This is a genomic window from Paenibacillus sp. T2-29 (genome assembly GCF_052921365.1).
Genome location: NZ_JBREVE010000007.1, coordinates 284,741 through 299,103 on the forward strand (window position 1 = coordinate 284,741; position 14,363 = coordinate 299,103).

9 protein-coding genes, 11 tRNA genes, 1 rRNA gene and 1 pseudogene are annotated in these 14,363 nt (G+C 44.5%); 3 read left to right on the forward strand and 19 right to left on the reverse strand.

What is annotated here, in order from left to right:
* Window positions 1–752: 752 nt before the first annotated feature.
* From ACU1JV_RS19920 to ACU1JV_RS19930, 3 genes and pseudogenes are all read left to right on the forward strand, one after another.
* On the forward strand, window positions 753–1,058 hold the full coding sequence (locus tag ACU1JV_RS19920) for an IS110 family transposase (RefSeq protein WP_058831496.1): 306 nt from the start codon (window positions 753–755) through the stop codon (window positions 1,056–1,058).
* Window positions 1,055–1,102, forward strand: a pseudogene (locus tag ACU1JV_RS19925) (hypothetical protein); the annotation flags it as partial. The gene ACU1JV_RS19920 and the pseudogene ACU1JV_RS19925, both read left to right, overlap by 4 nt.
* A gap of 46 nt (window positions 1,103–1,148) precedes the next feature.
* On the forward strand, window positions 1,149–1,319 hold the full coding sequence (locus ACU1JV_RS19930) for a hypothetical protein (protein WP_253806720.1): 171 nt from the start codon (window positions 1,149–1,151) through the stop codon (window positions 1,317–1,319).
* Window positions 1,320–1,821: 502 nt separating this feature from the next.
* Here ACU1JV_RS19930 and glmS read toward each other — a convergent pair.
* From glmS to rrf, 19 genes are all read right to left on the reverse strand, one after another.
* Complete coding sequence (gene glmS, locus ACU1JV_RS19935) at window positions 1,822–3,654, reverse strand: glutamine--fructose-6-phosphate transaminase (isomerizing) (protein ID WP_013373234.1); 1,833 nt, start codon at window positions 3,652–3,654, stop codon at window positions 1,822–1,824.
* Between the two features lie 630 nt (window positions 3,655–4,284).
* Window positions 4,285–5,625 (reverse strand): phosphoglucosamine mutase, encoded by a 1,341-nt coding sequence (gene glmM / locus ACU1JV_RS19940; RefSeq protein ID WP_058831497.1) that lies wholly within the window; start codon window positions 5,623–5,625, stop codon window positions 4,285–4,287.
* 60 nt (window positions 5,626–5,685) lie between these two features.
* The gene (locus ACU1JV_RS19945; protein ID WP_058831498.1) at window positions 5,686–7,155 is read right to left on the reverse strand and encodes a CdaR family protein; all 1,470 of its coding nucleotides are present in this window, start codon (window positions 7,153–7,155) and stop codon (window positions 5,686–5,688) included.
* Window positions 7,152–7,985: a diadenylate cyclase CdaA gene (cdaA, locus tag ACU1JV_RS19950; RefSeq protein WP_013373237.1), complete on the reverse strand. Its 834-nt coding sequence runs from the start codon at window positions 7,983–7,985 to the stop codon at window positions 7,152–7,154. Before cdaA ends, ACU1JV_RS19945 begins: the two co-directional genes overlap by 4 nt.
* 221 nt (window positions 7,986–8,206) lie before the next feature.
* Window positions 8,207–8,830 (reverse strand): anti-sigma factor, encoded by a 624-nt coding sequence (locus ACU1JV_RS19955; RefSeq protein ID WP_013373238.1) that lies wholly within the window; start codon window positions 8,828–8,830, stop codon window positions 8,207–8,209.
* Between the two features lie 150 nt (window positions 8,831–8,980).
* Window positions 8,981–9,547: an RNA polymerase sigma factor SigW gene (sigW, locus tag ACU1JV_RS19960; RefSeq protein WP_013373239.1), complete on the reverse strand. Its 567-nt coding sequence runs from the start codon at window positions 9,545–9,547 to the stop codon at window positions 8,981–8,983.
* A 190-nt stretch (window positions 9,548–9,737) separates the two neighbouring features.
* Window positions 9,738–12,530 (reverse strand): phosphoenolpyruvate carboxylase, encoded by a 2,793-nt coding sequence (gene ppc / locus ACU1JV_RS19965; RefSeq protein WP_025675905.1) that lies wholly within the window; start codon window positions 12,528–12,530, stop codon window positions 9,738–9,740.
* Between the two features lie 726 nt (window positions 12,531–13,256).
* Window positions 13,257–13,327, reverse strand: a tRNA-Gly gene (locus ACU1JV_RS19970).
* A gap of 9 nt (window positions 13,328–13,336) precedes the next feature.
* Window positions 13,337–13,410: transfer RNA gene (locus tag ACU1JV_RS19975), tRNA-Pro, on the reverse strand.
* Window positions 13,411–13,434: 24 nt separating this feature from the next.
* Window positions 13,435–13,511: transfer RNA gene (locus ACU1JV_RS19980), tRNA-Arg, on the reverse strand.
* Between the two features lie 5 nt (window positions 13,512–13,516).
* Window positions 13,517–13,591 (reverse strand) — tRNA-Gly (locus ACU1JV_RS19985).
* A gap of 10 nt (window positions 13,592–13,601) precedes the next feature.
* Window positions 13,602–13,682: transfer RNA gene (locus tag ACU1JV_RS19990), tRNA-Leu, on the reverse strand.
* 11 nt (window positions 13,683–13,693) lie between these two features.
* Window positions 13,694–13,769 (reverse strand) — tRNA-Lys (locus ACU1JV_RS19995).
* Between the two features lie 4 nt (window positions 13,770–13,773).
* Window positions 13,774–13,848 (reverse strand) — tRNA-Gln (locus ACU1JV_RS20000).
* Between the two features lie 55 nt (window positions 13,849–13,903).
* Window positions 13,904–13,979 (reverse strand) — tRNA-Val (locus ACU1JV_RS20005).
* 11 nt (window positions 13,980–13,990) lie between these two features.
* Window positions 13,991–14,062, reverse strand: a tRNA-Glu gene (locus tag ACU1JV_RS20010).
* 11 nt (window positions 14,063–14,073) lie between these two features.
* Window positions 14,074–14,146 (reverse strand) — tRNA-Thr (locus tag ACU1JV_RS20015).
* A gap of 3 nt (window positions 14,147–14,149) precedes the next feature.
* Window positions 14,150–14,225: transfer RNA gene (locus ACU1JV_RS20020), tRNA-Asn, on the reverse strand.
* An 18-nt stretch (window positions 14,226–14,243) separates the two neighbouring features.
* A 5S ribosomal RNA gene (rrf, locus tag ACU1JV_RS20025) occupies window positions 14,244–14,360 on the reverse strand.
* Between the last annotated feature and the right edge of the window lie 3 nt (window positions 14,361–14,363).

The window sequence follows — 14,363 nt, forward strand, 5'->3', positions numbered from 1 at the left end:
TATTCTATTATTATACACCCTTTCCAACTATAAGAATGGAAGATATTCTATAGGTATTCGTTCACTAATTGATCAGCGTGTAACTGTCACCGGATGTTTCATTGAATTATTCTCTCTCGTCGGCTTAGCTCCAGCTCTAGTTGCATACCATATCATTCTCAGTCGGTCATCAGATGGTCGTTTGGACCATGAATACAACAAGCCAATTTGTGCGTCGGTGTGGCATATTAATACCAATATTATCCAACTAATACACAGGCCGACCTTATAACGCATTTAACTTTTTCCAACTGTCCTCTCCCACCTTTATGTCTCGTAAAATCCACGTGGTATAATTTGTTTCTGAATCGTCTGAAGATTGCCTACAATAGATATCGAAATCGCAATACCCATAATAGTCATGGTAGTTTATCTGAAATTGAAACGCTAGAGAAGTACGCTGAATGGCATTCAATGTTTTATGTTGCTGATCAGTATAGGTGTACATTGCCTTATGCTGAAGATACTTATTATGATTATCATCAGTAGCTTGACTCTTATATCCCCGGATTTCAAGGATACTGGACAAATGAATATCGAGATCATATACCTTTAATTCCATTCTTATGAGAGTTCAAAAACTACAAAAGCTCTGATAATGAGCAAGAGTATGTGATTCCAAAAAAATTAATTCAATCTATGATCATGAATAAAGATTATATTTCTCCTCATTACATCTGGTCGTAGGCGTAGATATTGCTCAGGAAGCTCACGTGGCTCATGCGGTTAGCTACCGGGGAATTGCTCTCGGATCTCCACTTGAGTTTGGCAGCCATGACGAGGGTTTTCAGTTGTTCAGCCGCTGGATTCAAGATCTGCTTAAGTTGTACAAGCTGAACAAAATCATCGTCGGCATAGAACCAACTGGCCACTACTGGCTAAGCCTGGCTCGTTGCCATTCAGCCAAAGGAATTGAGGCTGTTCTCGTAAATCCTCATCTCGTCAAAAAGAATAAAGATACCCAGATAATACTCCATCCAAAAGTGACCGTAAAGATGCACTTGTCATCGCGGATATGATCAAAAACGGATACTATTCCCCTGTACGCTTTAATTCGGAAGTCTACGAGGAACTTCGGATTTCCCTATCTCATAACGATGTGCATGCTCATGACCAATCCAGATATTCGAGCCCTGCACCACCACAATGTCGACGTGAAAAAATTAAAGAAAATGAAACCTATTATGAAATTGTGCGGTAAAGTCACCCGAATGCTTGTCGGTCTGGCCAAGAGTGGCGAAGCTTACGATTCGACTAAAGTGTCTCCGCAAGCAGCTTAAGCAGCATTTTCTCACCAGCTCATGCATTCACAGGATGGACAAGAAGCACGGAGAATCGAGAGGCATTAAACAAAAGAGCTCGGACCCGTTGAGACATGGGAGTGAGATTCGCTAGGGGCGACTTGGAGACGTGCATAATATGGGATAAACTAGGTGGACACTCCTCACCCTAGTTCCCACATGCCCTTTGTACTACTCCAAGCCCCCCTCCCCTCTGTGAGCCTTTTCCTCTCACACTTAATTAAGGGTGAAATCCTGCGAATTCATGAGCATGAGTGAGGAAACTGAATCATTTTGAGGGAGTTTAATGAACCATCGACAGTCTAATACTTTATTTCCTTCCGACATTAACAACTAAAAAACCGGTCATCCTAAACTAAAAAGATCCCGATATATCATCGGGATCTTTCTTGGTGTTTGTAAATTGACTAGTTCCACAGTTTTTTTTACTGGTTCCACACTTTTTTATCACCAGACAATCGGGCTTTTGTTAAGATACTCTTTATTCTACAGTAACACTTTTCGCCAGGTTACGTGGTTTATCAACATCATGACCCAGTGCAAGCGATGCATAGTAGGCTAACAATTGGAGAGCTATAACTGAAATGGCAGCCGACAGAATCGGAAGTGTTTTTGGAATTGCAAATACTTGATCCACGGATTTCAGTAGCTCAACAGCGTGCTCTTCATACGTGATTGCAAGCACGTCACCGCCACGAGCTTTGACTTCCTTAATGTTGCTCACGGTTTTTTCCAACACGGATTCCTGAGTTACCAAAGCGATAACTGGAATCCCCTCTTCGATCAATGCCAGTGTACCATGCTTCAACTCACCCGCAGCATATGCCTCGGAATGAATGTAGGAGATTTCCTTGAGTTTCAGGGAACCTTCCTGTACTACAGCATAGTCCTGACCACGACCAATAAAGAACAGGTGCTTGTTGCTAGCGATTTGCTCAGCATAGGCTTTGATCGCATCTGCTTTACTCAACATCTCTTCTACTTGCTCTGGCAGTGATTCCATAGCAGCCAGCACATGAGCTACTTGCTCATCCGTTTGTGTGCCGCGTACTTGAGCCAGATACAGACCCAACAGATAAAACGCAATCAACTGGGATGAATACGCTTTGGTGGAGGCTACGGCAATTTCCGGTCCTGCCAGTGTAACCAACACATCATCTGCATCACGGGCGATGGAACTACCAACTACGTTTGTAATCGCCAGTACATGCGCTCCGTTTGCTTGTGCTTCACGCAGTGCTGCCAAGGTATCAGCAGTTTCACCGGATTGACTCACCACGATCACCAATGTCTCAGGTGTTACGATAGGAGAACGGTAGCGATACTCGGAAGCTACATCGTTTTCAACCGGAATACGAGCCATACTTTCAATAACCGTACGACCAATCAAACCAGCATTGTAAGCTGTACCACACGCTACAATTTGAATGTTGCGGATATTTTTAATTTGTTCTTCTGTCAGCTTCAGCTCTGGAAGAACAACCTTTTTAGTGTCTTTATCGATACGGCCCAACATTGTATCACGGTAAGCCTTAGGCTGTTCGTGAATTTCTTTCAACATGAAATGCTCATATCCGCCTTTTTCCGCTGTTACAGCATCCCATTCGACATGAATCATTTCCCGAGAAATAAATTGGCCTTCGATTGTCATTAATTCGACAGCATCACTAGTCAGAACAGCCATTTCGCCATCGTTCAAAATAAATACATTGCGTGTATATTTCAGAATAGCCGGAATATCGGAACCGATAAAGTTCTCGCCTTCTCCCACACCAATAACCAGCGGGCTGGCTTGGCGAACAGCTACCAGCTTATTAGGCTCGTGCTCGGTCAGCACTCCCAGTGCAAAAGCACCGCGCATAAAGGTAATTGCTTTTTGTACTGCTTTAACAATATCTCCTTCATACTCACGCGCTACCAGATGGGAAATAACTTCTGTGTCCGTTTCGGAAATAAAGGTATGACCTTCGCCGATCAGCTGTTCCTTCAGTTCCAGATAGTTCTCAATAATTCCGTTGTGAACTACAGAAAACTTTTGGCTCTCATCCAAATGTGGATGGGAGTTTTCATCAGAAGGTTTACCGTGTGTTGCCCAACGTGTATGTCCGATGCCTGCATGGCCTACCAACGGTGTACCATCCAGTTTAGCTTCCAGATTCGCCAGACGACCTTTTGCCTTGGCTACTTGCAGTCCTGAATCTGTAAACACGGCAATACCCGCAGAATCATACCCGCGATACTCCAGCTTCTTCAGTCCGTCAATCAATACCTCTTGCGTATTCTGATTACCAATATATCCTACAATGCCACACATATTCGTTATCCTCCCGATCATCATTTCACAAGACGACTCATCACAGGACTAACGTGTGCGGTAGATTGTGGAATAAAGTTCATTCATCTATGAAGTTGTCAATGATAACTATAGAATTTACAGGCATCTCTTCACGAATGTAACGAAATTCCCAAACCGCGCACGCCAATGATGATGGCCGCACATTCATGAAATGAATCTTATAATTTAGGTTATAAAATAATTTGGGCATCTACCGGTGCGTTGTGTAAACAGTTGCCTGTTCATTTTCCGCTGCCGGTTTACGGGTTGATGCTTCACCGGAAGGTCCCCGCCGAATGTTTCGAACACCTTCACCTCGTCAGCTTGCTTTGTCGTGAACCGATGCGAGCAATATCATCTCCACGGAATCTATTGCTTCTCCACCAAGTTCCCCCGCACAAAATCAAGCTCTGGCGCTTGTATTACGTTACCTCACAACCCTCGCTTTCTCTATTTGAGTCACAACATCCCTATATTATATTCAGCAGAGCATCATTTGGCAATGACACTTTATTCATAATTACACCCTAAAGGCGTTAAATCCTTAGTGAATAACCGTAAATGCGGTTGCCTGCTTATGTTTAACAGGCAACCTACGTTTACAAAATTTTAAACTAATTCTTTTTTCACGACATCTACGATCTGTCCGACGAATTGCTCCAGCTCATCTTTGTCCGGGCCTTCGGCCATTACACGAATAAGCGACTCTGTACCTGAAGCACGGACCAATACACGCCCATTATCGCCCAATTGTTGTTCCACCTGCTCAATGGCTTCTGCAATCGCAGGATTCCCCTCGTAATTGCGTTTGTCCTGCACACGTACATTCACAAGCACTTGCGGATATTGTTTCATAAGGGACTTTAGTTCGCTCATCTTCTTGCCGGAAGCTTTCAGGGTATCTACCAATTGAATCCCCGTCAACATGCCATCACCTGTCGTATTGTGGTCTAGGAAAATAACATGACCAGACTGCTCACCGCCCAGATTAAATCCACCCCGACGCATTTCTTCCATCACATAACGGTCTCCGACCGCAGTTTTTGCAGTCTTGAGAGCCAGCTTTTCAGTAGCTTTATAAAAACCGATATTACTCATTACTGTCGATACAATGGTGCTGTCCTTGAGTTTTCCAGCGCGGTTCATTGCATCTCCGCAAATACAGAGAATGTAGTCTCCATCTACCTCTTCCCCGTTCTCATCAATTGCGATCAGGCGATCAGCATCGCCGTCAAAGGCAAGCCCAATATCCGCTTTCAAGCGGCGCACTTCCTCTTTCAGCTTTTCAGGATGAGTCGAGCCACAATGATCATTGATATTCAATCCGTTTGGCTCCGCTCCGATCGTGTGCACTTCAGCTCCCAAATCCGTAAAAAGCTTCGGTGCCAGCTCATAAGCTGCTCCGTTTGCACAGTCCAATACAATTTTTAGACCTTCAAAAGAATGACTAATCGTTGTTTTCAAAAACTCCAGATAATTGTAGCGGGAATGCTCGTCTACAACAACCGTGCCCAACCCGCTGCCAATCGGACGAGGCAATTGGTCTTCTTTTGCATCCATAAGCTCTTCGATTTTCAATTCCGTTTCATCGGTTAATTTAAACCCATCTCCGCCAAAAAACTTAATCCCGTTGTCCTCAACAGGGTTGTGAGATGCTGAGATCATTACACCAGCGTCCGCTTTCAATTGCCGTGTGAGATATGCCACCCCAGGCGTCGAAACAATACCTAGGCGAACCACATTAGCCCCAATGGACAACAACCCGGCTACCAGTGCCGATTCCAACATCAGCCCGGATATCCGTGTATCCATACCAATCACAACTGTCGGTTTCTCTACATTACCTGCTAAGACATATCCGCCGCAGCGGCCAATGCTATATGCCAGTTCGGCTGTTAGTTCCTGATTAGCAATGCCTCGTACACCATCTGTACCAAAATATTTCCCCATGTAAAATGACTCCCTTTTTTTGTCTAATAAATCTTGATCATTTACTACAGATAAAACATGTTATGGCTGACTGTTCTCCGAGGTTCCATTCGCAGAAGATTCTGCGCCGTTATGAGGATTTGTTTTATCCTCCGCAGCTGCGTTGTCCCCGGTATTAGCGTCAGAGTTGCCACCTTGATTGCCCTGCCCCTCCTGTGGCCTCTCCTGCCCCTTATCACCACTACCAGAGGGGTTTGATTCATTCTCACTTCTCGGATTCGTTACAGCAGGCGTAGAAGGGCTCTCAATGTTTACCGTTGCCTTTAGTTGGCCGGCATTCCCGGCTTGTGTAATGTATTTAGGCAAGCCTACTTTCAAAGTAACCTCGTGTTGACCAGCCGAGAGGCCACTTACATTTGCCACCAAACTAACGTCATCATTGGTTAAATTGTTTACCAAATCCTGAGGACCCTTCACAGTAACATCCATCGTTTTGCCTGTGGGCGCTATGACAGTCGCATTAGCTCCATCTCCTGCACCTTGTAAAACGATTGGGATGCCTGACAGCGTCCGTTCCGTATCTGTAACTTCATTGGAAGGAACGACAGTCACCTGAATTTGTATTGACCCTGGCTCGATTTTATCAGAACCTGAGGGAGCTGCCAAATTAGCTTGAACCGTACGGGTCCCCGCTTCCGTAAATTGACTCAGATCGAGTGTAACCGTGACATAAGAGCTGAGGCTGCTTAATACATCCTGTGATGCATATACCGCTGCTTCCTTCACGTTTGCGTTTACTTTAGAAAGCGCCAATCCGTCTGGCAGCTCTCCGGAATAGACTATCTTGACAGGCACAGACTTCGCCTGCTGAGTGACTGGGATTTCAACGGACACCGTGGATGGCTCAATGACCGCACCTGTGAGTTCCTGTCCCTTTTTGTTATAAGCTTTCAGTTTTACACGTTTCTGTTCAAACTTTTCTGAAATGCCATCCGTATTAACAGCCCCTTGCACCGCAGTAACGGTATTCAACTGGCTTTTGGGTAAAGTAACCTTTACCGTTTGAGGAGCAATCACAGGCTTGCCGAGCTGTAGCCCCGCATCTGGACTACCCTTAGGTACTATAGATACATTAAATGATTTCGTTTGTTTTTCCTCAATTGTTACTGTAACACGGTTAGGAGTCATCGATACCAATTCCACCCCATCCGGCAAATCCGGTTCAAGTGACAATGTTTTAGTACCCGCTCCTAAGCCGCTTAAGTTTAGTTTTGCCTGATAATTATCCGCGAAAAAAGTAGTCAGGACAGAGCGCTGTCCTCTGACCTCCATCTTTACATGATCCGTGTCCATAGTAGACAGCACATATTTTGAATCATCCAGACCACTGGCCTGAATGGCCACATTATCAATTATTTTATTATTATAGGAAACGGTCAACGTAGACGAAGGTGTACCTGTATCCAGATGAACCATTCCCCACAGCATTATAGCAACCGCAAGCGCCAATATCTTCGAAATCGTATTATTGTTAATCCATTTGTCCATCATGAATTTCCACGGCCTCCCCTCCGATTCCAGAATGAGCCGCGTTTTTCCTTCAGTGACGGTGTTGGCCGCAACTCCTCATACAGCTTGGAGATTAGGGATTCTTCCTTAATGTCTCGTACGACCTGACCATTGATAGCCAACGAAATTTGCCCTGTTTCCTCCGATACCACGACAGTTACGGCATCAGTTACCTCACTCACGCCAATTGCAGCCCGATGACGGGTTCCCAACTCCTTGCTAATGAAGGGATTTTCCGATAATGGCAAATAGCAGGCCGCAGAAGCAATCTGTTTATTTTGTATAATCACCGCACCATCATGCAAAGGCGTATTGGGAATGAAGATGTTAATTAGCAGTTCAGAACTAACTACGGCCTGTGTCTTGATACCAGACTCCGTATATTCGTTCAGTCCTGTCTCGCGCTCGAATACGACCAATGCTCCTATTTTTCTACGTGATAAATAATTCAGCGCCTTAATCATTTCTCCAATTAACTTATTGATTTCTTCATCATCTACCGACGAACGCCCAAATAATTTACCACGCCCCAACTGCTCTAGAGCACGACGCAACTCAGGTTGAAAAATAATAAAAATAGCCACTACACCAAAGGTGAACATCTGATTCATCAACCACTTGAGCGTGTACAAATCAAACCAGGTACTAACCGCCCAAATAACGACCAGGAACAGAATTCCTTTTAACAATTGAACTGCTCGCGTTCCGCGAACAAGTAAAATAAGCTGATACATAATATAGGTTACGATTAAAATGTCGATAATATCTTTAATGGACTCTTTCCAAGTCAGGTCCGCAAAATAATCCAACATGCGCATGCCCCCGCAATTTTCTGTAGTGAGTGGGTGTAATATGTACACAGTATGCTCTCTCTATCTAGGTTATAACGATCAGGCTCACGTTGCAAGCTGTGCGACAAAAGAATCACCAAAATCAGTAAAATACAGTACGATTCGCCAGATTCATATACAAAAAAACGCCTTTTCCAGCGGAAAAAGGCGCTCGATATCGTTCTTGCCATTTCAAGCTTCTTTTATGGAGAAGACGGTCCCCCGAACAAATCGGTAACCTTGTACCAAATCCAGTCCAAGGTTTGATCGATACTTTTAACCTGTCCTGCAATATGGGCGGTTGAAGCTTGATAGTAAGAGCCGTCAATCACAGTAAGATTTCCTTCCACATCACCGTATACACGGGCCTCACCATTTTGTACTGTTAAATCTCCGGCAATGGATTTCCCTTCAGGTACAATTACAGTATCGCCCTGAATAACAACTTGATCTAGATTGCTTCCTTTGACTACCAATTGATGGTCCGTGCTAGAAAAGCTGGCCATACTTGAGCATATCACAATAAGGAAGAAGGCGGCAGCTGTTACAGCGGGATGCCTCTTCACCCAAGTTAGCATAGGCACCGCAGGCTGTCTTTTATGCGGCGGCAAAGCATTCATAATGCGAAATGTCAGCTCATCCGATACACACGGCACTTGATGATAGCGTGTACCGTAAAGCATCGCATCCGTCCGCTCCAGCTCTTTAAAACGCATGCGGCATTCCGGGCAGTCTAACAAGTGTTGTTCCAACTCATGTTTGTCCTGCTCAGACAGGTCGCCATCTAGATAGTCATGCATAAAAGAGACGGCTTGTTTGCAATCCATATGAGCCAATCCTTTCTAATATTCTTCCGTGTTTCTCAACATAACATGCTCCGGCTTAGAAACTTTGCTCATCTTACATACGTTACAATGAGCATTATGTTTCATAAAAACATCTACGCAGGCTCTTTTCCTAGAATGTATGCACATCATTTATAGCTTGTGCTCCAATTTTTTGCGTAGAAAATCCCGTCCCCTGTGTACTCTTGTCTTAATTGTGGTAACTGGGAGATTGAGTACATCGCTAATTTCCTGCAAGGAAAGCTCCTGCAAGTACCGTAAAACCATAATCGTCTTGTATTTATCCGGAAGGCTGTCAATGGCGTCATGAATTAAAGCTTGCGTTTCCGACAACAGCGTGCTCCCTTCAGGGGTAAGCTCTTCACTAGCAAGCATGGCGTACCCATCAACACCTTCTTGATCATTCATTTCAGCATCAAGTGAGTATGTAGGTTTTCTCCTTCGCAGACGATCAATGCACAGATTTGTAGCAATCCGATAAATCCAGGTTGAGAATTTCTGTCCATGGTCATACTTTTCTAAGTTGCGATACACACGCAAAAAAGTCTCCTGCACCAAATCCTCCGCCTCATGACGATTACCTAGCATCCGGTAGGAAAGATGAAAAATCCGATCTTTATATAACTCGACTAACTCCGCAAAAGCTCGCTGATCACCTTTTTGCACCAGCCTAACCAAGCGGCTTTCCATATTATCCACTCTATACTCCCCCAGACTTGCTGATGGGTTACTTATTATATGTTTATGATTATTCATCGTAGTTTAATTTTATCCAGAAATCAACTGAAGTATGGACACAAGTAACAAACTCGCGCGTCATAACTATAAACACAGCACAATCGGGCACTCCATGAGTACCCGATTGCCTGTATCATACATCCAAACTATATCAGCCTGTGTTTCTCAAGCCTGCGGCAATTCCGTTAATCGTCAACAGTACCTCACGCAGCATTTCAGCATCATCACCGTTCTGATTACGCAACTCGCGCAGCTCACTTAGCAATTGAACCTGCAAATAACTTAACGGATCGACATAAGGATTACGCAACCGGATAGATTCCTGAATAACAGGTACATCGTCCAAAATCTCAGATTGTCCGGTTATTTTCAAAATCAACTCAGATGTCAGCTTGAACTCTGCAGAAATCTGTCCAAATATACGTTGTCGTGCTTCTTCATTATCCGACATCCCAGCGTACTCCTCTGCAATCAGCAAATCCGCTTTAGCGATTGCCATTTGCAGTGTATCAATAAGCGACCGGAAGAAAGCAGAGTCTCTAAACATCGTTTGCAGCACTTTAAGGTTATCTTCATTGTTTTGATAGTAGCTTTGCAAACCAGTTCCTGCCGCATACCAAGCGGGTAGCAAGTAACGACTTTGTGTCCACGCAAAAACCCACGGAATGGCGCGCAAGTCCTCAAAACGTTCGCTATTCTTACGCTTGGACGGGCGAGATCCAATATTCAGCTCGCCTACCTCAGGCAACGGTGTAGATTCTTTGAAGAAACTGAAGAAATCCGGGTCTCGGAAAATTAAATCTTGATACTTCTCCAGTGATACCTCGGAAATACGGGCAATAATCTCCTCCCAGCTTTCCTCGAACACTTCTTTCTTTCCCGAGCGATGATAGGCAGCAGCCGTAATTAACGCCGATGTCGCCTGCTCTAAGCTCCGATATGCAATCCCCTTGAGCGAATAGCGGGATGATAGCACTTCGCCTTGCTCCGTAATCTTAATTCCTCCACCAATGGTATGAGGAGGCTGAGCCAGAATACTGCGATTAAGTGGCATTCCTCCACGCCCCAGCGCTCCTCCACGTCCGTGGAAAAACTTCACTTTTGCGCCATACTCGTTTACTACTTCCGTAATACTATTCATAGCGACCCGAAGTTCCCAGTTCGCTGTAACCACACCGCCATCCTTATTACTATCCGAGTAGCCAAGCATGATCTCCTGAAGCTCATCCATGGCGGCTACAGATTGTCGATATACAGGCAGGTTCATCAATCTTCTCATAATGTCAGGTGCAGCGTGCAAATCATCTATCGTTTCGAACAAAGGAACGGATTGCAGCGTACAGATGACAGTGCCATCCTTCTCGATGCGGAACAGGCCCACCTCTTTGGCTAATACCATGACCTCAAGCAAATCACTGGCCCCTTGGGTCATACTGATCAAGTAGCTTGTAATGGACTGCTTGCCAAATTCCTCCTGAGCCAAATAAATCGTACGATATACATCAAGACATTCCTGTGTGCTATCGCTATATTTTAGATACGGCGAAGTAATCGGACGCGGTTCATTCAGCAGCTGTTCCAGCAGATCTATTTTTTCTTCCTCTGACAGCTTACTGTAATCTGACACAATATTCATTTTAGAAAGAATTTCAGTCATCGCATTTTCATGTTCCTGACTATGCTGACGCACATCCAGCGTAGCCGTATGAAACCCGAATAGCTCTACCTGACGAATCATCTTTTGGATATACGTGTCTGCCACATAATCAGCAAAATGATGGCGTAAGCTGTTGTCAATAACATTCAGGTCTGCAATAAGTTCTTCCGCGGAGCTGTAGCGCTCCTTGGTACCCTGTTTGCTTTCATCCAAAACGTTATTCACCTTAGCAATCATATATGCCAGTTTGATGCGATAAGGCTCTTTTTCGTTATGCCATACTTCCATTTTTTTAAGTGTGATGTGGGCGCGATCTTCTTCAATAGAAGCCAACAAATCATCAGAAACTCGCACAATGCTGGTACTGAAGCTCAAGTAACCCATGAGTTCTTTCAGCGTGTGCTGATATTCTCTCAAAGCCAACTTGCGCTGCATACGTAATGTTTCCCAAGTCACATGAGATGTAACAGATGGATTCCCGTCTCGGTCTCCACCGATCCAAGAACCAAATCTCAAATAAGTTGGAATGTGCCATTTTTGCTCAGGATAATATTTGACCAAACATCGTTCCAGTTCTTGGTATACATCCGGCAATACATGAAACAAGGTCTCATGAAAATAATACATTCCATTTCTTACTTCATCTAATACAGTTGGCTTTCGATCACGTAGCTCATCGGTCTGCCACAATGTAATTACTTCATTAAGCAGATTTTCCCGTACCTGTTCTCGCTCACGCAAGGTAAGCATCGGATTATCCAGCAGCATGACGTCTTCGGAAATACGTTTGTGGATATCCAGGATTACTCGTCGTGTTGCTTCTGTAGGATGTGCAGTCATGACCAGCTCCAAAGAGAGTTCATTCAGCATGTTGCTAACGTCCTCTGCGGAGAAGCCTCCTTGTTTAAGCTCCTGAACGGAACTTTCGATAGAACCGGGTTGAACCTCTTCACCAGCGGAATGCTCATAATCCCGCTTACGACGAATACGATGGTTCTGCTCAGCGATATTCACCAACTGAAAGTAAATCGCAAACGCGCGAATAACCTGGTGACGAATATCCGTATCCAGTCCACTGACCATTTGTTTGAAATTCTCGTATAACTCCGGCTGATACCCGGCACGTAACGATTTACTTGCCTCACGTATTTTCTCCACGATATCCAAAAGTTCGTTGCCACCCTGATGAACCAAAACCTCACCAAGAATATTTCCTAGAAAACGAACGTCCCGCCGTAGCAGATTGTTGGATTGGTTTTTGTTAGCGGTTAACGTAAGCTCAGTCATGCTTTTCCCCCCATCTGATCTGTTCCACACCTATTCAGTTGTAGCAAAGGTACGTATACACACGAAATTTGACACTTTCTTAACATCATACAATAAAAACGTATGAAAAGCTGCAAAATTTACAGGAAAAAATCATGCTTTTGAAATACTTTTTTGGAGAATATATTGGTTATATATACATAATAATGAAATTTAAAAATTAAATCTGATTTTATAGCTATTGATGTGCGAAACTTTATGCACAGTCTCTTTTAAAAGGTGCGTTTTCAAAGGTACAAATTCTTGTGTCATGATGTGTATATGTTTATTATTTGTTGACAAAGTGAAATTCATTGCGCTCTATCCACAAAGATATACACAAAAAAGCCATAATCTCAGTATTCTAAATCTGTTTACTCATTAATTTCTACGTGTTACCCACATAAATAAAGAAGAGTGTGCACAACAAAAGGAGCAAATGTAAAGTTATCACCATGAATTTCGCAACATAATAATTATAGGATTCCTATTTTCAATGGATTTGATCACGAATTTAGCCTTACTACAGGAAAAAGGGGGCCGTAAGAGGGGAAATCCGGGTCTAGGTGATAAAAGCCTATATAGGATATGCACAAGTCATCCCCAACCGTGCATGACAAGAGGCATCATTTAATGCTCTATATACATAGAAGTTAATGTATTGTGGACAAAATAAAAAGAAGCCTTTCGGCTTCTAGGTAATCGGTAAGCGGGTGATGGGAATCGAACCCACGCTATCAGCTTGGAAGGCTGAAGTTCTACCATTGAACTACACCCGCAAATCAGTATCGGGATGACACGATTTGAACATGCGACCCCCTGGTCCCAAACCAGGTGCTCTACCAAGCTGAGCTACATCCCGATATTATATTTTTTTAAAAAAATATGGCGCGCCCTGAGAGATTCGAACTCCCGGCCTTTTGATTCGTAGTCAAACGCTCTATCCAGCTGAGCTAAGGGCGCAAATATGGAGCGGACGACGGGAATCGAACCCGCGACCCTCGCCTTGGCAAGGCGATGCTCTACCGCTGAGCCACGTCCGCAAAAACAGGATGCGCGTGGAGGGACTTGAACCCCCACGTCAAAGACGCTAGATCCTAAGTCTAGTGCGTCTGCCAATTCCGCCACACGCGCATGTAATACAATGGTGAGCCATGAAGGACTCGAACCTTCGACACCCTGATTAAAAGTCAGGTGCTCTACCAACTGAGCTAATGGCTCTTAATGGCTGGGGATATAGGATTTGAACCTATGCATGACGGAGTCAAAGTCCGTTGCCTTACCGCTTGGCTAATCCCCAATATGCATATGATTCACAATTCCCCTATATTTCATCCATGTAAGAGAATAAAATATGGTGGAGGCTGAGGGGATCGAACCCCCGACCCTCTGCTTGTAAGGCAGATGCTCTCCCAGCTGAGCTAAGCCTCCATACTATCCTATGACCCGTAGGGGATTCGAACCCCTGTTACCTCCGTGAAAGGGAGGTGTCTTAACCCCTTGACCAACGGGCCATCCTGTAACAAGCTCTCAACCGGGATCGAACCGGTGACCTCATCCTTACCATGGATGCACTCTACCTACTGAGCTATGAGAGCAAATGGCTCCCCGAACAGGACTCGAACCTGTGACAACTCGATTAACAGTCGAGTGCTCTACCAACTGAGCTATCAGGGAATAATAAATATAAAGTACGCTTGGCGGCGTCCTACTCTCCCAGGACCCTGCGGTCCAAGTACCATCGGCGCTGGAGGGCTTAACGGTCGTGTTCGGGATGGGTACGTGTGGAACCCCTCCGCTATCGCCACCAAACAT

What these genes read in the sequence shown, in the direction of transcription:
- glmS (WP_013373234.1), bottom strand. Translation starts at nt 3,654, where the DNA reads ATGTGTGGCATTGTAGGATATATTGGTAATCAGAATACGCAAGAGGTA.
- ACU1JV_RS19955 (WP_013373238.1), bottom strand. Translation starts at nt 8,830, where the DNA reads ATGGATTGCAAACAAGCCGTCTCTTTTATGCATGACTATCTAGATGGC.
- ACU1JV_RS19945 (WP_058831498.1), bottom strand. Translation starts at nt 7,155, where the DNA reads ATGATGGACAAATGGATTAACAATAATACGATTTCGAAGATATTGGCG.
- ppc (WP_025675905.1), bottom strand. Translation starts at nt 12,530, where the DNA reads ATGACTGAGCTTACGTTAACCGCTAACAAAAACCAATCCAACAATCTG.
- ACU1JV_RS19930 (WP_253806720.1), top strand. Translation starts at nt 1,149, where the DNA reads ATGACCAATCCAGATATTCGAGCCCTGCACCACCACAATGTCGACGTG.
- cdaA (WP_013373237.1), bottom strand. Translation starts at nt 7,985, where the DNA reads ATGTTGGATTATTTTGCGGACCTGACTTGGAAAGAGTCCATTAAAGAT.
- glmM (WP_058831497.1), bottom strand. Translation starts at nt 5,625, where the DNA reads ATGGGGAAATATTTTGGTACAGATGGTGTACGAGGCATTGCTAATCAG.